The organism is uncultured Metabacillus sp., assembly GCF_947503125.1.
GTDB lineage: Bacteria > Bacillota > Bacilli > Bacillales > Bacillaceae > Metabacillus.
The window spans coordinates 1-19,920 of the sequence record NZ_CANNCR010000064.1; the positions used below are offsets into that span (position 1 = coordinate 1).

Sequence of the window (19,920 nt, forward strand, 5' to 3'; positions counted from 1 at the left end):
TCCGGTAGTTCAGTTGGTTAGAATGCCTGCCTGTCACGCAGGAGGTCGCGGGTTCGAGTCCCGTCCGGACCGCCATATTTTGATTTTTAACGAAACGTTGATGTTTCGTTTTTTTTATGTCTTTTTTACTTTCTATTAAAACGACAAGCAATTACTCGTCAAAAATTTATAATGCCAATATAAAGCTAATTATGATACGATAGAATGTGTAAAACTTGGATAAACTACTACTATTCGCTAAATGAAAATATGATGCTTCCTTAGGAGACGATTCCTAAGGTTTTTTCATAATCTACGCTATAAACAATTGAACTGGAGACAGAAATGGATGAATTTGATTTTATAAATAAATTGAAGCCAAAACAACTCTTTCAAAAACATGTAAAAGTGGGAATTGGTGATGATGCGGCTGTTTATGAACCATCTGTCAATATGAATCAAGTTGTATGTGTTGACACCATGGTAGAAGGGGTTCACTTCTTAAAGTCTTTATCCACACCAACTGAAATTGGTTATAAAGCTTTAGCTGTTAATCTTAGTGACCTTGCTGCAATGGGCGCTATTCCTCGCTATTACCTCGTTTCGATTTCTATACCCTCAAGTTGGCGGGAAGAGGAGCTATTAGGCATTTTTAAGGGAATGGAAGAGCTTGCTGAAGCCTATCAAATGGATTTGCTCGGTGGTGATACGGTTTCCACTCATGACAAGCTGGTGATCACCGTCACCGTCATTGGGGAAGCAGAATCTCATGTCCAGACTCTTCGGAAACAGGCAAGAGATGGGGACATTGTTTTTGTTACAGGTACGATTGGTGACTCTGCAGCAGGTTTGGCCGTTTTGTTAAACCAACTAACATTGGAAAATGAGATGTTTGAAAAATACTTAATTCATCGACATAAAAGACCAACTCCGCAAATTCGTGCTGGCAGACTCATTTCAACATTACATAGAGCATCTTTAAATGATATAAGTGATGGATTAGCGAGTGAGCTTCATGAAATCGCCGAGGCAAGCCAAGTCGGGATCATGATAAATGAAGTTGATTTACCTATTAGTGAAGAATTGCTTTTTGTGAAAAAAACCACTGACATCAATAACTGGGTTTTATTCGGCGGCGAGGATTTCGAGTTAGTTGGTACAACCTCACAAGAGTCATGGGATGAGTTAAAAAGAGCCTGTAATCTGGAAGGGATCAAAATGACGAAAATTGGCGTGGTTTCAGCAAAACATTCTGACGTTTTATTAAAAAAGGAAAATGATTATATAATGAAACTTGAGAAGTCGGGATATAACCACTTCAAAAATAAGTAAGGTGAGTGAACGTGGAAGAATTCGAATTTATGACTTATAGTGCAGATGAGACGTCAATCCTTGCAAAAAGGCTATCGAAAAAGTTGAATAAACGGGATGTCATCACACTTGAGGGTGATTTAGGGGCAGGGAAAACGACATTTACAAAGGCATTAGCAGCAGGATTAGGAATAAAGCGAAATGTAAACAGTCCTACGTTTACGATTATTAAAGAGTATTCGGATGGAAGATTGCCTTTATATCATATGGATGTGTACCGTTTAGAGGATGCTGATGAGGATTTAGGCTTTGACGAGTATTTTCATGGTGAAGGCGTTACGGTGGTAGAATGGGCACATTTAATTGAAGACCAACTGCCTAATGAGCGGCTCGATATCAAAATCAATTATATAAATGATACAACAAGAAAAATCATCATGACACCGTTCGGTTCTCATTATGTTAATCTATGTAAGGAGTTACGTGATGAAAGCATTAGCCATTGATACGACGAATAACGTGCTTGGAATAGCATTAATTGAAGAAGATAAAGTAATCGGAGAGTATATTACGAACTTAAAAAAGAATCATTCTGTTCGTGCCATGCCTGCAATTGAACGTTTATTAAGTGACTGTGATGTACGTCCAAAAGAGCTAGATAAACTGGTTGTTGCTACTGGTCCAGGATCATATACTGGTGTTCGTATCGGTGTATCTATTGGTAAAACGATGGCATGGTCTCTCAAAATTCCAATAGCAGGGGTTTCCAGTCTTGAGGTGTTAGCTGCAAATGGGAGATTTTTTAATGGGTTCATTTCTCCTTTATTTGATGCAAGAAGAGGACAGGTTTACACCGGATTGTATCAATATACTCAACAGGGGTTAGCAACAATAGAAAGTGACCAAAATCTATTATTGGTTGATTGGTTAAACATGCTGAAAAGTAAAAATGAACAAGTATTATTTTTAGGAAATGACGTAGCTTTTCATAAAGAGACCATTGTAGATATGCTTGGTGAACGTGGCCAATTGGGACAAGTGTTAATCAACAACCCCAGACCAAGCGAGCTGGGGTTTATTGGCTTAAGGAAGGAAGCAACAGATGTTCATTCCCTTGTTCCAAATTATATTCGATTAGCTGAAGCTGAGGCAAAATGGTTAGAACAGCAAAAGTAAGATGGTGGACAATGTGGATAATAGGTTTGCGATTAGAAGGATGCAAATAGAAGATATTGAACAGGTTTATCAAATCGAGCTGAATTCATTTTCCGCACCGTGGTCTAAGGAATCTTTATATTATGAGCTCGAGCAAAATTTATTTGCGAAATATTTAGTTGTGGAATATGAAGGCCAAGTAGTTGGATACTGCGGCTTATGGGTGATTATGGATGATGCACAAATTACCAATATAGCCGTTCACCCTGATTATCGCGGCAAAAAAATTGGTGAAGCCCTCATAAAATTTGCGATTCAGCTTAGCAAAGAAATGAATGCAAAACGTTTGTCACTAGAGGTACGGGTATCGAATCATATCGCACAAGCCTTATATAAAAAGGTCGGTTTTGAATCAGGTGGTATAAGAAAAAGGTATTATACAGATAATCAAGAAGATGCTTTAGTAATGTGGGTGAATTTAGAATGAATCAAACAGATCAGTATATTTTAGGGATCGAAACGAGCTGTGATGAAACAGCAGCTGCCATTGTTAAAAACGGCCGTGAAATTGTAGCGAACGTCGTTGCTTCCCAAATCGAAAGCCATAAGCGTTTTGGTGGAGTCGTTCCAGAAATTGCCTCAAGGCATCATGTTGAGCAATTAACGATTGTTTTTGAGGAGGCTATGAATCAAGCAAAGCTTGGCTTTGAGGATCTTTCTGCTATTGCGGTAACCGAAGGACCTGGGCTTGTTGGGGCATTATTAACTGGAGTCAATGCTGCAAAAGCGTTGGCGTTTGCTCATGACCTCCCATTGATCGGTGTTCATCATATTGCAGGTCACATTTATGCGAACCGCCTCATTGCTGAGCTTGAATTTCCGTTGCTTGCTTTAGTTGTATCTGGAGGTCATACCGAGCTGGTGTATATGAAAGAGCATGGCAGTTTTGAAGTGATCGGTGAAACATTAGATGACGCTGCTGGTGAAGCGTATGACAAGGTAGCCAGAACATTAGGACTTCCATACCCTGGAGGCCCCCATATTGATCGTTTAGCACATGAGGGAGAGCCAACTATTGATTTACCAAGAGCATGGTTGGAGGAAGGTTCGTTTGACTTTAGCTTCAGCGGTCTCAAGTCAGCAGTGATTAATACGCTTCATAATGCGAAGCAGAAGGGAATTCAGTTAGAGGCTAAAGATATCGCTGCAAGTTTTCAAGCAAGTGTCATTGATGTATTAGTAACCAAAACATCCCAAGCTGTGGATAGGTATAAAGTGAAGCAGCTGCTCCTAGCTGGAGGTGTTGCTGCAAATAAAGGACTGCGAACTGCCTTAGAAAAGGAGTTTTCCACAAGAGAAGGGCTGCAATTAATCATCCCGCCTTTATCCTTATGCACAGATAATGCCGCAATGATCGCCGCTGCAGGCAGCATTTTATATGAAAAAGGAAAAAGAAGCGACTTTGCATTAAATGCTAATCCCGGACTTGAATTAACCTCTTATTAAGCTCTCAATACGAGAGCTTTTATTTTTATTATATATATTATTTTGATAATTTTATAAACATGATTATCCACAGGATATACACGATAATTGTAGAATTGTGTAAAATAGTAAAAAATCCTGTCAAATCAAGCCTTTGTAGGGTGTGGATAACTAGGGTAAATAAGTTTAAAAATGTGGATAATGTGCATAAGTCTGTTGATATGTTGGAAATAAAGGAATTATTATGTGGATAAAAAACAAAAAAACTTTAAAGAACACTGTGGATTGTCGAATGGTGGAAGTAAATTTGTAGAATAAATTAAAAACAGCAAGACTAATCTTGCTGTTTTAATGTAAATTTTCCCACTCATTCATTAAATTTTCTAATTTCGCTTGGAGGAGTTCATTTTCCGAATTAATTTTTTGTACTTCTTCATGATCTTGATAAATCTCTGGGTCACAAAGTAGTGCTTCATTATTTTCAATCTGTTCTTCTAATATACTGATTTCTTCCTCAATCTCTTCAATTCTTCGCTGCTTCTGTCTTTCCTGCTTTTTTAGCTCTTTCTCTTGTTGATAGGTTAATTTCCCCTCATTATGAGGTTTAGCGCCACTTTGCACGGCAGGTTTATCGTTTTGCGTTTGTTCCAAGCGCTCCAGCTCTAGCTGCTCCTCTTTCTTAGTTAGGAAATAGTCATAATCCCCTAAATATTCCTTTAAATGATCACTTGAAAGTTCAAATATTTTGGTAGCGATTCTGTTAATAAAATAGCGATCATGTGAAACAAAGAGAATGGTACCTGGATAATCAATTAAAGCATTTTCAAGAATTTCTTTGCTATCTAGATCAAGATGGTTTGTCGGTTCATCAAGGATGAGGAAATTTGCATTTTGCAGCATAAGCTTGGAAAGTGCGAGTCGAGCTTTTTCCCCACCGCTTAGAGTTGAAACCGGCTTTAAGACATCATCACCTGAAAAGAGGAAGTTTCCTAGAACGGTGCGGATTTCCTTCTCTGTCTTCTGTGGATAATCATCCCAAAGCTCGTCCAAAACACGCTTGTTTGAGGTTAAATCAGCCTGCTGCTGGTCATAATAACCAATTTGTACATGGGAGCCAAGCGTAAATGACCCAGTTACCGGATTTAATTTCTCGACAATGGACTTTAAAAGAGTAGATTTGCCAATTCCGTTAGGTCCGACTAAAGCAATGCTGTCACCACGAGAAATCGAGAAGGAAATGTCTGAGATAACTGGATGAACCGAATCATAGGACACAGAAATATTCGATGCTTTTAAAACATCATTTCCACTTTGCCTGTCGATATCAAATTGAAAGTTGGCAGACTTTTCGTTCCCAAGTGGGCGATCCATCAAGTTCATTTTGACCAATTTTTTCCGTCTGCTTTGTGCAAGCTTTGTTGTCGAAGCCCGTGCAATGTTTCGTTGAATAAAGTCTTTTAGCTTTGCAACTTCCTCTTGTTGCCTTTCATAGGTTTTAAGGTCTTTTTCATAGTTTTCGGCCATTTGCTTTAAATAATTGCTATAATTACCAATATATTTCGTACTTGTATGACGACTGATCTCATAAACCTGTGATACAATTTTGTCTAAAAAATACCGATCATGGGAAACGATTAAAATGGCGCCTGGATAGTTTTGTAAATATTGTTCAAGCCATGTTAAGGTTTCGATGTCCAAATGGTTTGTTGGTTCGTCCAAAATTAAAAGATCAGGGCTGGTTAATAATAATTTCCCTAGTGCTAACCGGGTTTTTTGACCTCCGCTCAATGAAGATATTTTGGTGGCAGGATCAAACCCGCTAAATCCGAGACCGTGCAGAACGGCGCGAATATCTGCTTCATATTGATAACCACCATTCTCTTTAAATTTTACCTGTAAGCTGTCATATTCTTTTAATAGCTGTTCAAACCTTTGCGAATCTGTCTGAGGATCAACAGTAGCCATCCTTTGCTCAACTGTTCTCATTTCTTTTTCCATATCTTGAAGCTCTTTAAAGACAAGATTCATTTCATCCCATATGGATAATTGAGATTCTAATCCGGTATCTTGAGCAAGGTAACCGATTGTGACATCCTTCGGTTTGATGATATCTCCTGTATCATGAGACAATTTTCCAGCGATTATTTTTAAAAGAGTTGATTTTCCAGCACCATTACGGCCGACAATTGCAATCTTATCTCTCGTTTGTACCTCAAGTTTAATATTCGATAAAATAGGATCTGCGCCAAAATATTTACTAAGTTGATTTATTTGTAACAATATCATTGTTTTCACCTCTGCTAATGCTTTAAGTGTAGCTTAAATAAGGGCTTCTGGGCAACAAAGATGTCATATTGGATAAAACTCGCCGATCTGAAGAAAAAATCCTTCCCGGATTATGTTTATAGAAGGCAACTCATGTTAAAATGACAGAGGCATTGGTGCTAATTGTCACAAATACAAAACAGACAGATTAGTAAAAATAGTGTATAGTCTAGATATAAGGGGATAAAGTATATGTCAGAATTTACCCATTTTAATGAACAAGGCAGAGCCAGAATGGTTGATATCTCTGCAAAGGAAACAACAGTCAGAACTGCACAAGCTAAGACGAGCATAAAATTGACTGAAGAAATTTATCAAAAGATTACGAATCATGAAATCGGAAAAGGTGATGTTCTTTCCGTTGCACAAGTAGCAGGTATTATGGCTGCTAAGCAAACGTCATCTATAATCCCTATGTGCCACCCGATTCCAATAAAAGGTGTAGACATTGCATTTCAATGGAATGTTAATGAACATACCTATGAATTGATGATTACATCCACCGTTAAAACAAAAGGGAGCACAGGTGTTGAGATGGAAGCGTTAACCTCTGCCAGCATTACAGCACTTACTGTTTACGATATGTGTAAAGCTGTGGATAAAGGCATGGTTATCGGTCCAACCTATTTAGTAGAAAAAACAGGCGGCAAAACCGGAGATTTTTTCAGAAAAGAGATTTGATCATAGGTCAATAAAATAATTGGTTATGTACAGTTTCTGTTAAAAGAAAATTTATAGTATAAGGCTAGTTTCAATCATCATGTTTTGAGCTTGCTGGTTTCACCCCTAATAAGATCGCGTTTATAGGTAAACGGCATTTTTCCTTCATTTTTTTGATGGTGACGCATTTGTGCGTCATAGGGGTTTTTTATGAATGTGAGGGATAAAGAGTGAATATCGAACAATCTAAAATTCCGCAGGCAACTGCTAAGCGTTTGCCTTTATACTATCGTTTTTTAAAGAATTTACACTCATCAGGCAAGCAGCGTGTTTCATCTGCTGAGCTGAGTGATGCTGTAAAGGTTGATTCTGCCACGATTCGAAGGGATTTTTCCTATTTCGGGGCATTAGGAAAAAAAGGGTATGGTTATAATGTAAATTATTTGTTATCCTTTTTTAGAAAAACATTGGACCAAGATGAAATGACAAAGGTTTGTCTCATAGGTGTTGGAAACTTAGGCACAGCCTTTTTACATTACAATTTTACAAAAAATAATAATACCGTTATTTCTCTTGCATTTGATGTGGATGATGAGAAAATTGGGACGGAAATTGGCGGTGTTCCTGTTTATCATTTAGACAGTCTTGAAGAAAATTTGCCTGAGGATGTCACTGTTGCGATTTTAACCGTACCAGCAACCGTTGCCCAGTCCATTACAGATAGGCTGATTGTCAAAGGGATTAAAGGAATCTTAAATTTTACCCCTGCTAGATTAAATGTTCCGGATACCATTCGCATTCATCATATTGATTTAGCAGTTGAGCTTCAGTCGCTTGTTTATTTTTTAAAACATTATCCAAATGAAGATAAATAATCATAACAAGGAGGTAGAGATCGATGCTAACAGTTGGATTCGTTAACTCCATTGGAATTGGAAGCCTATTGCTAATTGCATTTTTTGCATTACTTATTTTTGGACCGAAAAAATTACCTGATCTCGGTAAAGCGGTCGGCAGTTCATTACGTGAATTTAAAAATGCAACAAAGGGCTTGGCAGATGATGAGGAAGATGATGTAAAGAAGAAAGAAAAAACGGACGAAGTTAAGTAAGATGGGATGAAACCGATATGAAACAAAATGAAATGTCGGTCATTGAACATATTACAGAGCTTAGAAAACGGCTTGTTATTGTTGTCGTTTTCTTTTTCATAGCGATTGTTGGGGGATTTTTTCTTTCAAGACCGATTATTGTTTACTTACAGCATACAGATGAAGCAAAGAATTTAACTTTGAATTCTTTTAATTTAACAGACCCTTTGATGGTCTATATGAAATTTGCGTTTATTATAGCGTTTGTGCTTACGTCACCGGTTATCTTGTATCAGCTTTGGTCGTTTATTAGCCCGGGATTATATGAGAAGGAGAGACGTGTCACATTAAGCTATATTCCGATGTCACTTGGATTATTTTTAGCGGGAATTTCTTTTTCCTATTTTGTTTTGTTTCCGTTTGTCGTCGATTTTATGGAAGGAATCTCGCAGGATTTAGAAATTAATCAGGTGATCGGAATTCATGAGTATTTCACCTTTTTATTACAGCTAACGATTCCGTTTGGACTTTTGTTTCAATTGCCTGTTGTTATTATGTTTTTAACAAGATTGGGAATTGTCACGCCGATGTTTTTATCGAAATTTCGAAAATATGCTTACTTTGTTCTGCTTGTCATTGCCGCACTTATCACACCGCCGGAGCTTATGTCTCATTTAATGGTTTCCATACCGCTGTTTATTTTGTATGAAATCAGTATTTGGATTTCCCGAATTACGTATAGAAAAGTGCAAATGGTCAGGTTTGAAGAGGAGAACGCAAAAAATGAGACTGAATAATTCGTCTCATTTTTTTTTGCTCATTTTTTTCATTTTACTAGTAAAGATAAACATTCTAATCGCAACACCAATATCAAAGGTTGCGATTAGCATTAATAGGATCGTAGGGAAGGAAAAAATTCCGTTTTCTGCGCTACTTATTGCTAAATACGTAAACAGCAGTCCCATGGTTAAATAAAAGATCCCCATAGAAATCGGGTTTGTTCTCATGTTAAAAAGCCTCCAATAATAGCTTGAACGTTCTGAAGTTCCTCCATTTGCTTCATCATGTTCTCTATATCCTCACGGAATACAGTTTGAACAATGACAACCATCGTATTCATGGCAACATGGGCAAAAATAGGGACAATGATCCGTTTTGTTTTTACATATAAGAAAGCAAAGGTAAAGCCCATTGACGCATATAAAAGCAAGTGCTCCGGTTCGCCATGTAAGAGGGAGAAAATAATGGAGCTAATCAAAGCTGCAATAATAAAATTTGTCTGTTTATATAACACGCCAAAGATAATCTTCCTAAAAATGATTTCCTCTAAAATTGGGCCTATAATGGATGTAATAAGGATGACAAAAGGTGCTGACTCAATGACACGAACAATCATTTGTGTGTTTTCCGACCCAGGATCAACATCAAATAGATTTATTTCGATATTTGCTGCAATACTTTGTGCAATGATCGCTAAAAAGAAGCCTCCGATCGCCCAGCCTACTGAAGCTGCTACAGAGGATGGTTCCCCGCGAAGCAAGTTCTCATCTTTTCGTTCTTTTCTTAATAAAAGCAGAATAATGATAAATGCAGCCGTAAAGCTGAAAATGGTCCAATAAGCAAACCGTTCAATTTGTGTATCACCTATATGTAAGAGTTGTAAGATGCCGATCCCAATAGCACCTGAAAGCTGCATGAGCATATATGTTAATAAAATAAACCAATAATGCTTTTTCATAGAAGCCTCCTTTATTATGTCTTAAAATAGATCAAACTTATCCTGATCTTAATGGGCAGTAAACCACCACTATAAGAATAGGAAAAGCTAAGAAGAGTAGTAAGGATATTTAACCGGTAAGATCCGACTTTGACATAAAGTCATAGCGGTTTAAACGTTATTAAGTCCCATTATATTGTAACATACCTTCTTGCGATCATATGTATGATAACTATGCTGAATGAACGAAAAGATGTATGAACATTTCGTTTTATGGTCAAATTTAATAGGTGAGTTTTTTAAAAAAAAATTTTAACTTCATACTTGAAATTAAAAGAAATCTTATATAATATATAAATTGTGTTAGCACTCACGAATGCTGAGTGCTAATAAAAAGGAAAAATTATCATAATTCCAAGAAATTTGAGGAGGTTGTTTCACTTGTTAAAGCCATTAGGTGATCGCGTTATTATCGAGTTAGTTGAATCAGAAGAAAAAACTGCTAGTGGTATCGTTCTTCCAGATAGTGCAAAAGAAAAGCCACAAGAAGGAAAAGTAGTTGCTGTTGGTACAGGCCGTGTGTTAGATAACGGAGAAAAAGTAGCTCTTGAAGTAGCGGAAGGCGATCGTATTATCTTCTCAAAATATGCTGGTACTGAAGTGAAATATGAAGGTACTGAATACTTAATTTTACGTGAAAGCGACATTTTAGCTGTTATCGGTTGAGAAAGCAGCAAACATATCATAGAATACATTTTAAAAAATTTGAGGAGGTCTAGTTAAAATGGCAAAAGATATTAAATTTAGCGAAGAAGCTCGTCGTTCGATGTTACGTGGGGTAGACGCGTTAGCAGATGCTGTAAAAGTAACATTAGGACCAAAAGGACGTAATGTTGTATTAGAAAAGAAATTCGGTTCTCCATTAATTACAAATGATGGTGTAACAATTGCAAAAGAAATCGAATTAGAAGATGCATTTGAAAACATGGGTGCTAAGCTAGTTGCTGAAGTAGCAAGCAAAACAAATGATGTTGCTGGTGACGGTACTACAACTGCAACAGTTTTAGCTCAAGCAATGATCCGTGAAGGATTAAAGAACGTAACTGCTGGTGCTAACCCAATGGTCGTTCGTAAAGGGATTGAAAAAGCAGTTGCTGTTGCAATCGAAGAGCTTAAAGCAATTTCTAAACCTATTGAAGGTAAAGAGTCAATTGCTCAAGTAGCAGCAATCTCTGCAGCTGACGAAGAAGTAGGTAAATTAATTGCAGAAGCTATGGAACGTGTTGGTAACGACGGTGTCATCACAATCGAAGAATCTAAAGGCTTCTCAACTGAATTAGAAGTTGTAGAAGGTATGCAATTTGACCGTGGTTATGCATCACCATACATGGTAACTGATTCTGACAAAATGGAAGCAGTTCTTGAAAATCCATATGTATTAATCACTGATAAGAAAATCACAAATATCCAAGAAATCTTACCTGTATTAGAGCAAGTTGTTCAACAAGGTAAGCCACTATTATTAATTGCTGAAGATGTTGAAGGTGAAGCATTAGCTACACTTGTAGTAAACAAACTACGCGGAACATTCAATGCAGTAGCTGTTAAGGCTCCAGGATTTGGTGATCGTCGTAAAGCAATGCTAGAAGACATCGCAATCCTAACTGGTGGTGAAGTAATCACTGAAGATTTAGGTCTAGACCTTAAATCAGCTTCAATTGAACAATTAGGTCGCGCTTCTAAAATTGTTGTTACAAAAGAAAACACAACAATCGTTGAAGGTGCAGGAGATGCAAGCCAAATCTCTAGCCGTGTTGGTCAAATCCGTGCTCAAATCGAAGAAACAACTTCTGAATTTGACAGAGAAAAATTACAAGAGCGCTTAGCTAAATTAGCTGGCGGTGTAGCAGTAATCAAAGTTGGTGCTGCAACTGAAACAGAATTAAAAGAACGTAAACTACGCATCGAAGACGCTCTTAACTCTACTCGTGCTGCAGTAGAAGAAGGTATCGTTTCTGGTGGTGGTACAGCACTTGTGAACGTATATAACAAAGTTGCTGAAATCCAAGAAGAAGGCGACACTCAAACAGGTGTTAACATCATCCTACGTGCACTTGAAGAGCCAGTACGTCAAATCGCACACAACGCAGGTCTTGAAGGCTCTGTTATCGTTGAACGCTTGAAGAAAGAAGAAGTTGGCATCGGCTTCAACGCTGCTAACGGCGAGTGGGTAAACATGTTCGATTCAGGTATCGTTGACCCAACTAAAGTTACTCGTTCTGCACTTCAAAACGCAGCATCTGTAGCAGCTATGTTCTTAACAACTGAAGCTGTTATCGCTGACAAGCCAGAAGAAGGCGGCGCTGGCGGCGGAATGCCTGATATGGGCGGAATGGGTGGAATGGGCGGCATGATGTAATAACGCCCCTCAAACCCTTGATATATAAGGGCTTTATGTAAGATGAGAGTGGAATGTTAACAAATTATAGAGGCTTCTCATAAGTTGAGCCAACTTATGGGAAGCTTCTTTTTTATAATATCAGAATTTATATATTTTCTTAACATAGCTTGCGTTTCTGAATCTAGCTCCAGGCGCCATCGGCTCGAGGTCATAAGTCAAACAGGAATTGAAGGTAAAGTACACCTTCTATTCCTGTTCGCCTTATGCTTGTCGCCGATAGGCAGGCGCCTTGCGCTTTTTTTATATATGAAAGTTTAGTTGGAGGAATAAGAAAGTTCCTTTTAGATTAGTCGACCCCGTTTCAAGTGTTCATATTAAGCACATGTGTGATAAAATGAAAAAATAAATATGCGATGAAAAAGATGGCTAGTAAGGAGTTGCCGTGGCTTTTGATATTGTCAGAGGTGGACGCAATGTGAAAGGGGCAAAGTATGGAGGTAAATAAAAACAAGAATCAAAAGAATAAAATAATAGGAATAGCTTCATTAAAGGAAGCGCTATCCGCATTAAAAGTCGCAGATCTTCAAGACATCCGGAAAAAGCTGCAAATTAAAAATATAAGCTCGATGAAAAAGGCGGAGTTAATTCAATCTTTGGCAGAGGCAATCCCTGTTCTTTTCAGAAATATTATCAGTCAGTTCGATGAGCGACGATTATTTTTAATAAAAAATATCACTAGTGTTGCATAAATAATGTCCAATTTTCAGTCTAATCATCCTCCTTGTTTAGAGCCAAAAAGGTAAATACCTATTCAAAGGTGGCTCCATCAATTTGTATTTTTTTTACAATTAGACTTGTGCGACAACAACAATTTGCTTATTAAGGGATGGCTTTCCCTTCAATCTTTCGAAGCCAGATATGGGCTGGTTTCCACAATGCAGCCCTTAAATAACGGCTAATTTGTAAGGTTTTTCGCTTACTTCTTGTTTCAAGTTGTACGAGAACCTGTAGGCAAAAAACAATCAGTGCGATAAACACTTGGTTTTGAATCGCCCATTCACTTTGACCGTAGAACTTTTTGATGCTGAGATGCTGTTTGATCCATTTAAAGAACAACTCAATTGCCCACCGTGATTTATACATCTCTGAAATTTCTTCGGCACTCAAATCAAAACGATTGGTAATTAAATGCAGTTCATTTCCTTTTGAATGCATCACTTTTAGAAGACGAAAGTAATTTTCAGCACGGTTTTGAGTCGTACCAATCAACACCATTTGATCTGACAAAACAGCTGAATTCTCGGGTAGTTTAAAATTATAAACTTCCCGTATGACTGCGTTTTTCCGTAGCCTTGAAAGAAAAAAGTAACCATCATCTGTCATTCGGTCAAAGCGCTCGTAATCTAGGTAGCCACGGTCAAACACATACATGCATTCTTTATCATCAACCATGATTTCAAGCTGACCACGATCATGTTCTTTTGCCGTTGTTAAAACAGCCTTTTCAGGATAGGAACTCCCTTTTTCCATAAACACAAGTCTCAAATGCAACTTGACACCCGCTTTTGTTTTGCGGAACTTTGCCCATTTATGATTGGTCAAATTAAGTGGCAATGTGCTTGAATCAATGATTTTTAACGGCATAATAAGCTTTGTATAATGTGTTTTTGCATGAATTTGTGCGACTAAATCAAGGAAAAGCCTTTGAAATAAATCTGGATTTATACCGTTTAATCGGCGTGAGAGCTGAGAAATACTGATTGAATCAAGATCAATGCCTTTTTGTAGTTGGTCGTCGAAAAGACAATCGCTTAGCTCATGCAAACTTTCGACTTCTTGTAGCTGTACAAAAAGGAGTAATTTTAGAAATGAGTCTGTTTTTAGTTTTTTCGTATAGTAATGTAATTTCAACGTTTTCACGGTTTTTTCAAAAAGTTGAAGATTTATTGGTGAAAACCATTGTCCAAATGAAGTTTTTCGTGTAATCTTGTCCATAAGTTGGTCCTTTTTTAGTGGATTTGGACGGGTTACCACCTGACTTTATCAATTATAAAGGACTTTTTCTTTGCACAAAATAATAAAATTAAACATTTTGAGTATTTTTAATAGTGAAAATAAATTAATGCAACACTAGTGAAAAAATATCATTGCCAATAATGGAGTTATGAGCGCAAACAATCTAGAAATCGAGGAGATGGAGTATCTCATAAAACTGGTTTTATGTTTACTAGTTTTCAAAATGGTAATCCAATCTCATGATCCCTTTGGAATTATTGCCTTCTCTAGTGAAAATTATTCAAGACGAAACGATACTTACAGATGTTAAGCGGAATACGGAATGGATAAAGATTACCCGCGGATTACTCTATTATTTTGGAACGGTGCCGCATGACGAGTTAGTGCATTTAGTTGAGAAATACACGCCTATTCACCCAGATTACCTTGCCTTCAATCAGGTTATATTTCATGCGATGGAATACTATCAAGAAATATACATTAACAGGTATGGCTATTCTTACTGGGAAGTGCTAGACCCTTTAGTTATTTTAGAGGAGCAGGCATCTAGAAAGAATATTGATTACTATCCATTCTCGAAGAAACAGCTCCTTGAAGCAGGTGAAGCGGACTATGTGGAGTGTCCAAAAGGTTATTCTCAACTTTTATCTCTATTTACGAAAGAGTATCGGATGTCAAAACAAGAGGCGAAGGAGTTTGTTGAGGACTGTATTATGCATGCGAAATTAGGCAATCAACCTAGTCAGCTTCTTCAATATTTACAGACTCAACTGACATTCGAAAGCTTAGAAGCAGTGCAAAGACTGATGGATGCCGTTGTTCTTCTTATGAATAATACGAGGGAATGGTATTTAAAGGGATATACATCGGAAGAGCTATTTGCGCAGGAAAAGAAGGCATTACCGCCTTTGCCCAATAAAAAAGGAGAGGTCATTAGTCTCCAAACCCGTCAAAAGGTGGGGAGAAACGATCTTTGCCCATGTGGGAGCGGGAAGAAATTTAAGAAATGTTGTGGGAGTTGAAAATCTGAACAGATAAAAAATGTTAAAAGTTTAGTGGGTGGACAAAAGGATAATGAGTTATATTGCAGAATATCTTTCACAATTTATTGTCTAAAAAGAAGGATTTGGTGTTGGTGGCAAAAAGGAATTCACAAGCTTGGGCAGAGGCCAAAAAACGATGCAAATTGAATGAGACTGATCTACAAATGGCTAAGGAGTTGGGGATGACAGCTAAGAGCTTAATTAAAAATATCCCCACGCCTAATCAGCTATGGAAAGCACCTGTAAAAGTATGGATTCGTGAACTATATGAGGAGAAGTTCAATAGGGTCATTACATTTAAGCCTGCCCCCAGTGAAGAATTAAAAAGAAAGCCCAAAAAACAACAAAAACTGATTGTTTCTGATCACTGGGTTGATGAGGAGGACTTACCATTTTGATGAAATCTAAGTTTGATCGATTATCTGATGAAGAAATAAAAGTCATATTGAGAGCAGCTGATGAAATTATTGCTAAAGGTGGAAGAACACTTCTTGCCAAAATCTTAAAGGGCTCACGGGCGAAGAAAGTATTACAGCTGGAGTTGGATAAGTGTCCTGTCTATGGTTATTATAAATCAGAAAATCTTGGTGAAATTATGCAAAAAATTGACTGGATGATCAATTATGATTTTCTAGATATTGAGTATTATGGAAGACTACCAATGATTGTTTTTACAGAGCGGGGGTGGTACATAGAGTCCGATCAATGTGCGGATGAACTTTTAAATGAATGGAAGGAATGGGTCAAGCAGGGAAAGCAAAATCCCGATATGAGCTATCTAAAGGATCGGAATAGGAAAATGATTCTATTGCTGCTTGAGAAGATTAAAGAATTCGGAGATCAAGGACTTATCCCTTATCTAGAATTATGGGAGAAAGTTGATTATAAAAAGGTAAGAGATGAGATTCGAACAACTATAAATGTATTAAATAGAAAAGAGCCGTTTGATCATTCAGTTGTAAAGGAAAAAACAGAATCTATCAAAGAAGCATTAGAGGGTATTGAACCGCATGACCTACTTTTAAAATGCTGGGTATGTGGATAACGATTTACCTTTACAACGGGAGAGCAGCAATTTTATAAGAAAAAAGGTCTTTCATACCCGAAAAGATGTAAAAAGTGTCATAACGAAAAGGATAACGAATTCTCCTATTAATTAAGAAAATCTACTTTAAGAGCAGACTAATAGATTAGAGGTTGTGGAGTATGACTAAACCAAAAGAAAAGATAGAGGAAAAGAAGGCAGAATTACTGAAATTAACAATTGAGTTTAGTAAGCAATTTTTAAATGAAGAATATGAGGGAGTAATTGAAAAATTAATAAACAAAATGGCTAGAAAAAGAGACATTCCATTCCTGTCAGGCCGTATTGAAATATGGGCTGCGGCAGTAATCCATGCTTTGGGAACGATTAATTTTTTATTTGATAAATCTAGTCAACCATATGTGTCTGCTACAGAAATTTTTGAGTATTTTGGCACCAAGCAAAGTACGACTTCGCAAAAGTCGAAGAAAATTAGAGATATGTTTAATATGACCTATTTTGATAGTAATTTCTCGATAGAGTCAGTTGTTCAAGGTAGTCCTTTTAATAACCTTTCAATAGTAAATGGATTAATCGTTCCTCAAGATATTTTGAATGATCAGCAGATTGAAATCGAAGAATGGGAAATTCAAGCTGCCCAAATATTAGGAATAAGCGGTTTAGAGAGAGATAATAAATATAAAGCAAGTTATATGGACAAATTACTCAATGTAAAAGAGACAACTTTAATGAGTTTTTATGAATATCTATTACAACATATGATATTTCCTTTTACTGCGTTATATGAAGAGGAAGTTGGCCCTTTAGAAATCGCAGAATTTGAAGTCAGCTGTATTCATTTAGACCAAGAGATGAAAGTAGACGAAAATTATGGAATTCTTGTTGAAGGCAGGTTGGGTAGAAAAAAAGTAATACTGCCATTAGCTAGCATCAAATTGGATGAAGGACATAAGAATTTTAAATGGATAGATTTATATCAAGAATGGTTCTGGTCATACAGATAATGTTCAATAGTGGATCGTTCTTTGAATGCATTTTTTAATAGACTGAAAATAGGAATGATAAAAAAGTGGAAACTATGGGAAAATCTGATATTTTAAGTGGTAATACCTTTAGTTATTTTGATGTGTTTGAAGAGAAAAAAGGGCTTGTCTTAGGAACTGAAGTAAATGATATAAAATATATTATATATGATCAGTATTGTATGAATCCAAGTTGCAAATGTGATGATGTTATTCTTATCTTTACAGAAAGCGAAAATAATGATTCTGAGTTTGCTATAAGATTATCTTTGAAAAGGAAAAGGTATGAGATTCTTGATATCTATGGTATTTCTAAGAGACAAGTGGATGAGATTGTTAAGGGTTCATTAAAAGATAGTGCAGAAGCAATGGAGCTATTAAAAAAGCGATATAAGGAGATGAAGGAAGCGGGAAAGGCAGTTTTACAAGGAAGTCCGGAAATAAATAGCAATAAAATTGAATTGCCAGTGGAAAAGCCTAAAAGAAATGATCCTTGTCCTTGTGGGAGTGGGAAAAAATACAAAAAGTGCTGTGGTGTATAGTTATTTGTTATACTAAATTTAAATTAATATTCCTCCTTAGTCCAGCAGTGTTGGCTTTTGAAATATCCGAACCCATTAGTATTAAAAAATTAAATGATACAAAAGAAATTCTATTGTAGTGCAAACTTGTATGATTGTTCTAATAAAGAAATTTATAAAATAATGAATCGGAAGAGGGATGTTAATGAAATGGTCTGAAGTACGTCAGCATTTTCCAGAAAGGTGTGTCTTAGTAGAAGCATTAAAGTCTGAAGCAAAAGGAAAAGAAAGAATCATCGAAGAAATGTCGGTAATTGATGACTTTGAGAATGGCAATGCAGCATGGAAAGTGTATAAAAAGCTACACGGGGAAAATCAAAATCGTGAATTATATATCTTTCACACGAATAACGAAGAAATAAAGGTAATTGAGTAGCCATATATAGGAGTACGAAGAAGAGTATGAAATTTCAACTGGATGACCGCTTACCTCTAGTCTCTGTTGAAATTGAATATGCTGGACAGAAAAAGACATTTAGCAACGTACTCCTTGATACCGGCTGTTCTTCAACCATTTTAGATACAGACTTATGTGAAAAAATTGGTCTGATGCTCGATTTAGAAAATGCAATTACACGAAAGATGTACGGAATTGGCGGTACGGAAATCTGCATTGAACAAAAAGTAAGTGGTATGAATATTGATGAGTTTCGACTGAATAATTTCACTATACAGCTCGGCGATGTTAGAGAAATGCATGGATTTGACGGAATCATCGGGAGTGATTTTTTTCTTGCACATAAATTAATCATCAACTTCGAAAATATGGAAGTGCGCAAAAACTAGGTTAAGGTAAACACCACCTTCATATTAATACGCGATCACCTTCTGAGTATTTAATCAAAATGCTAACATTTTGCTAACGCAATCCCATAAAAACGGTAAATCCCCGTTAAAGATGGTACAGCCAACAATGTCCAATACGTTGATTTACCGCGCTTTTAGCACCTCTCGTTAACGATATTACACACTCTAAACTTACGGGCGGCATGATGTAATAATCGCCCCCCCAGCCCTTTAGGCACTAAGTTTTGTTTATTGCAAAATAAAAGTACAGAGTTCTGCAGCAAAAATGTGCAGAGCCTGACTGCATAAAAAAAAGGCTTGCCAGCTCCTAAAATAACCTCTACTGTTTTGATTGTCGAGATCTTAACAGGTGGAGGAATTGAAAGGATGCTAGCAATGCCAGAAGTTAATTATATCAAACATTTAAGAGAAAACGAAGATTTGTCAATTAACGAAATCGTTAGAAAGACCGGTAAGAATTGGAGGACAGTAAAAAAATATGCAGATGGTGAAGTACCCCTTGAGACACTTCCTTTTAACAAAGGTGGAATGATGTATGAGGATGGGTTTGGGGAAATTGTAGATTGCTGGCTTGAGGAGGATATGAAACTCAAAAAGAAAGAAAGAAGAACAAATAAGAAGATGTTCGAGCAACTTAGGGATGAATATAGTTTCAAAGGTTCTTATAGGACTGTTTGTGATTATGTTCAACATAGAAGGCCAAAGATCAAAGAAGAAAGAAGTACAAGATATGAGCGTTTAGAACACCCTCCAGGTGAAGCACAAGTGGACTTTGGAAATATGACTGTTGTTAAGGATGGAGCTTATAAAGACATCAAAATATTGATTTTGAGTTTCCCTTACAGCAATGCAGGATTTGCTTATCCTCTTCCTGCCGAAAACTCAGAGTGCTTTCTTGAAGGTTTGAAACAATTATTCAAACAGGCTAGAGGGGTCCCAACGCATTTGCGGATTGACAACCTAACAGCAGCGGTTTTAGCGATTGGTAAAGGAGAAAAGAGAACCTACACAGATTCCTTCCTTCGCTTTCAATCTCATTATGGTTTTGAAGTCCAGGCCTGTAATCCTGCAAGTGGGCATGAAAAAGGGAATGTGGAAAAGAAAGTGGGTTACACAAGGAACAACTTTTTTGTCACTGCCCCGGAAATGGAGGACTTTTCTCAACTGGCAAGCTGGATGCAGGTAAAGATGCGGGAGGATCGAAATCGTCCACATTATGAAAAAGGGATTGCAATTGAGCAGCTCTGGATAGAGGACGAAAAACAGCTAAAGGCATTACCAAT

24 protein-coding genes and 1 pseudogene are annotated in these 19,920 nt (G+C 37.0%); 21 read left to right on the forward strand and 4 right to left on the reverse strand.

The features are described 5' to 3' along the window. Nucleotides 1-324 precede the first annotated feature (324 nt). From thiL to tsaD, 5 genes are read left to right on the forward strand one after another with little or no spacing between them, the layout of a single operon-like run. Nucleotides 325-1,311, forward strand: a complete 987-nt coding sequence (gene thiL, locus Q1B07_RS22840; RefSeq protein WP_299094338.1) for a thiamine-phosphate kinase — start codon at nucleotides 325-327, stop codon at nucleotides 1,309-1,311. 11 nt (nucleotides 1,312-1,322) lie between these two features. After that, nucleotides 1,323-1,796 carry a tRNA (adenosine(37)-N6)-threonylcarbamoyltransferase complex ATPase subunit type 1 TsaE gene (gene tsaE / locus Q1B07_RS22845; RefSeq protein WP_299094340.1) on the forward strand — a complete coding sequence of 158 codons (474 nt, stop codon included), beginning with the start codon at nucleotides 1,323-1,325 and terminating at the stop codon, nucleotides 1,794-1,796. Then, a complete protein-coding gene (gene tsaB / locus Q1B07_RS22850) occupies nucleotides 1,777-2,466 on the forward strand; it encodes a tRNA (adenosine(37)-N6)-threonylcarbamoyltransferase complex dimerization subunit type 1 TsaB (protein ID WP_299094342.1) in 690 nt (229 codons plus the stop codon). Before tsaE ends, tsaB begins: the two co-directional genes overlap by 20 nt. Before the next feature lie 13 nt (nucleotides 2,467-2,479). Next, nucleotides 2,480-2,932: a ribosomal protein S18-alanine N-acetyltransferase gene (gene rimI / locus Q1B07_RS22855; protein ID WP_299094344.1), complete on the forward strand. Its 453-nt coding sequence runs from the start codon at nucleotides 2,480-2,482 to the stop codon at nucleotides 2,930-2,932. Further along, nucleotides 2,929-3,951: a tRNA (adenosine(37)-N6)-threonylcarbamoyltransferase complex transferase subunit TsaD gene (tsaD, locus tag Q1B07_RS22860; RefSeq protein ID WP_299094346.1), complete on the forward strand. Its 1,023-nt coding sequence runs from the start codon at nucleotides 2,929-2,931 to the stop codon at nucleotides 3,949-3,951. Before rimI ends, tsaD begins: the two co-directional genes overlap by 4 nt. A 327-nt stretch (nucleotides 3,952-4,278) precedes the next feature. On the opposite strand, the gene Q1B07_RS22865 is transcribed toward tsaD, so the two are convergent. Then, nucleotides 4,279-6,216: an ABC-F family ATP-binding cassette domain-containing protein gene (locus tag Q1B07_RS22865; RefSeq protein ID WP_299094348.1), complete on the reverse strand. Its 1,938-nt coding sequence runs from the start codon at nucleotides 6,214-6,216 to the stop codon at nucleotides 4,279-4,281. A gap of 231 nt (nucleotides 6,217-6,447) precedes the next feature. On the opposite strand from Q1B07_RS22865, the gene moaC reads away from it, so the two are divergent. The 4 genes from moaC to tatC all read left to right on the forward strand — a co-directional run bounded on the left by moaC (nucleotide 6,448) and on the right by tatC (nucleotide 8,802). After that, nucleotides 6,448-6,936 (forward strand): cyclic pyranopterin monophosphate synthase MoaC, encoded by a 489-nt coding sequence (gene moaC / locus Q1B07_RS22870; protein ID WP_299094349.1) that lies wholly within the window; start codon nucleotides 6,448-6,450, stop codon nucleotides 6,934-6,936. 209 nt (nucleotides 6,937-7,145) lie between these two features. After that, nucleotides 7,146-7,790, forward strand: a complete 645-nt coding sequence (locus Q1B07_RS22875) for a redox-sensing transcriptional repressor Rex (RefSeq protein ID WP_299094350.1) — start codon at nucleotides 7,146-7,148, stop codon at nucleotides 7,788-7,790. 23 nt (nucleotides 7,791-7,813) lie between these two features. Continuing rightward, the gene (gene tatA / locus Q1B07_RS22880) at nucleotides 7,814-8,026 is read left to right on the forward strand and encodes a twin-arginine translocase TatA/TatE family subunit (RefSeq protein ID WP_299094351.1); all 213 of its coding nucleotides are present in this window, start codon (nucleotides 7,814-7,816) and stop codon (nucleotides 8,024-8,026) included. Between the two features lie 17 nt (nucleotides 8,027-8,043). Next, the gene (tatC, locus tag Q1B07_RS22885; protein WP_299094352.1) at nucleotides 8,044-8,802 is read left to right on the forward strand and encodes a twin-arginine translocase subunit TatC; all 759 of its coding nucleotides are present in this window, start codon (nucleotides 8,044-8,046) and stop codon (nucleotides 8,800-8,802) included. A 6-nt stretch (nucleotides 8,803-8,808) separates the two neighbouring features. Here the strand turns inward: tatC and Q1B07_RS22890 are convergent, their stop codons facing one another. Both Q1B07_RS22890 and Q1B07_RS22895 read right to left on the reverse strand, forming a co-directional pair. Continuing rightward, nucleotides 8,809-9,012: a YdiK family protein gene (locus tag Q1B07_RS22890; RefSeq protein ID WP_299094353.1), complete on the reverse strand. Its 204-nt coding sequence runs from the start codon at nucleotides 9,010-9,012 to the stop codon at nucleotides 8,809-8,811. Next, complete coding sequence (locus Q1B07_RS22895; protein WP_299094354.1) at nucleotides 9,009-9,743, reverse strand: type II CAAX endopeptidase family protein; 735 nt, start codon at nucleotides 9,741-9,743, stop codon at nucleotides 9,009-9,011. The genes Q1B07_RS22890 and Q1B07_RS22895 overlap by 4 nt, the downstream gene beginning before the upstream one ends. Nucleotides 9,744-10,163: 420 nt before the next feature. Between Q1B07_RS22895 and groES the strand changes: the two genes are divergently transcribed. The 3 genes from groES to Q1B07_RS22910 all read left to right on the forward strand — a co-directional run bounded on the left by groES (nucleotide 10,164) and on the right by Q1B07_RS22910 (nucleotide 12,872). Continuing rightward, nucleotides 10,164-10,448 (forward strand): co-chaperone GroES, encoded by a 285-nt coding sequence (gene groES, locus Q1B07_RS22900; protein ID WP_095302236.1) that lies wholly within the window; start codon nucleotides 10,164-10,166, stop codon nucleotides 10,446-10,448. 58 nt (nucleotides 10,449-10,506) lie between these two features. Next, on the forward strand, nucleotides 10,507-12,141 hold the full coding sequence (gene groL, locus Q1B07_RS22905; RefSeq protein ID WP_299094355.1) for a chaperonin GroEL: 1,635 nt from the start codon (nucleotides 10,507-10,509) through the stop codon (nucleotides 12,139-12,141). Nucleotides 12,142-12,614: 473 nt separating this feature from the next. Then, nucleotides 12,615-12,872 (forward strand): Rho termination factor N-terminal domain-containing protein, encoded by a 258-nt coding sequence (locus tag Q1B07_RS22910; RefSeq protein ID WP_025909992.1) that lies wholly within the window; start codon nucleotides 12,615-12,617, stop codon nucleotides 12,870-12,872. A 130-nt stretch (nucleotides 12,873-13,002) separates the two neighbouring features. Here Q1B07_RS22910 and Q1B07_RS22915 read toward each other — a convergent pair whose 3' ends face one another. Beyond that, nucleotides 13,003-14,118, reverse strand: a complete 1,116-nt coding sequence (locus Q1B07_RS22915; RefSeq protein WP_299094357.1) for an IS4 family transposase — start codon at nucleotides 14,116-14,118, stop codon at nucleotides 13,003-13,005. 260 nt (nucleotides 14,119-14,378) lie between these two features. On the opposite strand from Q1B07_RS22915, the gene Q1B07_RS22920 reads away from it, so the two are divergent. From Q1B07_RS22920 to istA, 9 genes and pseudogenes are all read left to right on the forward strand, one after another. Beyond that, complete coding sequence (locus Q1B07_RS22920; protein WP_299094358.1) at nucleotides 14,379-15,161, forward strand: SEC-C metal-binding domain-containing protein; 783 nt, start codon at nucleotides 14,379-14,381, stop codon at nucleotides 15,159-15,161. 62 nt (nucleotides 15,162-15,223) lie between these two features. After that, nucleotides 15,224-15,580, forward strand: a complete 357-nt coding sequence (locus Q1B07_RS22925) for a hypothetical protein (RefSeq protein WP_299094359.1) — start codon at nucleotides 15,224-15,226, stop codon at nucleotides 15,578-15,580. Then, a complete protein-coding gene (locus Q1B07_RS22930) occupies nucleotides 15,580-16,227 on the forward strand; it encodes an RQC-minor-1 family DNA-binding protein (protein WP_299094365.1) in 648 nt (215 codons plus the stop codon). The genes Q1B07_RS22925 and Q1B07_RS22930 overlap by 1 nt, the downstream gene beginning before the upstream one ends. A gap of 15 nt (nucleotides 16,228-16,242) precedes the next feature. Then, nucleotides 16,243-16,338, forward strand: a pseudogene (locus Q1B07_RS22935) (zinc-ribbon domain containing protein); the annotation flags it as partial. A gap of 50 nt (nucleotides 16,339-16,388) precedes the next feature. Next, nucleotides 16,389-17,231, forward strand: coding sequence for a DUF6398 domain-containing protein (locus tag Q1B07_RS22940; RefSeq protein WP_299094360.1), 843 nt, complete (start codon nucleotides 16,389-16,391; stop codon nucleotides 17,229-17,231). 74 nt (nucleotides 17,232-17,305) lie between these two features. Beyond that, nucleotides 17,306-17,791: an SEC-C metal-binding domain-containing protein gene (locus tag Q1B07_RS22945; RefSeq protein WP_100346438.1), complete on the forward strand. Its 486-nt coding sequence runs from the start codon at nucleotides 17,306-17,308 to the stop codon at nucleotides 17,789-17,791. Between the two features lie 184 nt (nucleotides 17,792-17,975). After that, nucleotides 17,976-18,206 (forward strand): hypothetical protein, encoded by a 231-nt coding sequence (locus tag Q1B07_RS22950; RefSeq protein WP_100346437.1) that lies wholly within the window; start codon nucleotides 17,976-17,978, stop codon nucleotides 18,204-18,206. Between the two features lie 26 nt (nucleotides 18,207-18,232). Continuing rightward, the gene (locus Q1B07_RS22955) at nucleotides 18,233-18,616 is read left to right on the forward strand and encodes a retropepsin-like aspartic protease (RefSeq protein WP_100346436.1); all 384 of its coding nucleotides are present in this window, start codon (nucleotides 18,233-18,235) and stop codon (nucleotides 18,614-18,616) included. 387 nt (nucleotides 18,617-19,003) lie between these two features. Then, the coding region (istA, locus tag Q1B07_RS22960) for an IS21 family transposase (protein ID WP_299833820.1) at nucleotides 19,004-19,920 on the forward strand (917 nt) is incomplete at its 3' end.

What these genes read in the sequence shown, in the direction of transcription:
- thiL (WP_299094338.1), top strand. Translation starts at nt 325, where the DNA reads ATGGATGAATTTGATTTTATAAATAAATTGAAGCCAAAACAACTCTTT.
- tsaB (WP_299094342.1), top strand. Translation starts at nt 1,777, where the DNA reads ATGAAAGCATTAGCCATTGATACGACGAATAACGTGCTTGGAATAGCA.
- tsaD (WP_299094346.1), top strand. Translation starts at nt 2,929, where the DNA reads ATGAATCAAACAGATCAGTATATTTTAGGGATCGAAACGAGCTGTGAT.
- Q1B07_RS22865 (WP_299094348.1), bottom strand. Translation starts at nt 6,216, where the DNA reads ATGATATTGTTACAAATAAATCAACTTAGTAAATATTTTGGCGCAGAT.
- moaC (WP_299094349.1), top strand. Translation starts at nt 6,448, where the DNA reads ATGTCAGAATTTACCCATTTTAATGAACAAGGCAGAGCCAGAATGGTT.
- tatA (WP_299094351.1), top strand. Translation starts at nt 7,814, where the DNA reads ATGCTAACAGTTGGATTCGTTAACTCCATTGGAATTGGAAGCCTATTG.
- tatC (WP_299094352.1), top strand. Translation starts at nt 8,044, where the DNA reads ATGAAACAAAATGAAATGTCGGTCATTGAACATATTACAGAGCTTAGA.
- Q1B07_RS22890 (WP_299094353.1), bottom strand. Translation starts at nt 9,012, where the DNA reads ATGAGAACAAACCCGATTTCTATGGGGATCTTTTATTTAACCATGGGA.
- Q1B07_RS22895 (WP_299094354.1), bottom strand. Translation starts at nt 9,743, where the DNA reads ATGAAAAAGCATTATTGGTTTATTTTATTAACATATATGCTCATGCAG.
- groL (WP_299094355.1), top strand. Translation starts at nt 10,507, where the DNA reads ATGGCAAAAGATATTAAATTTAGCGAAGAAGCTCGTCGTTCGATGTTA.
- Q1B07_RS22910 (WP_025909992.1), top strand. Translation starts at nt 12,615, where the DNA reads ATGGAGGTAAATAAAAACAAGAATCAAAAGAATAAAATAATAGGAATA.
- Q1B07_RS22915 (WP_299094357.1), bottom strand. Translation starts at nt 14,118, where the DNA reads ATGGACAAGATTACACGAAAAACTTCATTTGGACAATGGTTTTCACCA.
- Q1B07_RS22920 (WP_299094358.1), top strand. Translation starts at nt 14,379, where the DNA reads ATGATCCCTTTGGAATTATTGCCTTCTCTAGTGAAAATTATTCAAGAC.
- Q1B07_RS22930 (WP_299094365.1), top strand. Translation starts at nt 15,580, where the DNA reads ATGAAATCTAAGTTTGATCGATTATCTGATGAAGAAATAAAAGTCATA.
- Q1B07_RS22940 (WP_299094360.1), top strand. Translation starts at nt 16,389, where the DNA reads ATGACTAAACCAAAAGAAAAGATAGAGGAAAAGAAGGCAGAATTACTG.
- Q1B07_RS22945 (WP_100346438.1), top strand. Translation starts at nt 17,306, where the DNA reads ATGGGAAAATCTGATATTTTAAGTGGTAATACCTTTAGTTATTTTGAT.
- Q1B07_RS22950 (WP_100346437.1), top strand. Translation starts at nt 17,976, where the DNA reads ATGAAATGGTCTGAAGTACGTCAGCATTTTCCAGAAAGGTGTGTCTTA.
- Q1B07_RS22955 (WP_100346436.1), top strand. Translation starts at nt 18,233, where the DNA reads ATGAAATTTCAACTGGATGACCGCTTACCTCTAGTCTCTGTTGAAATT.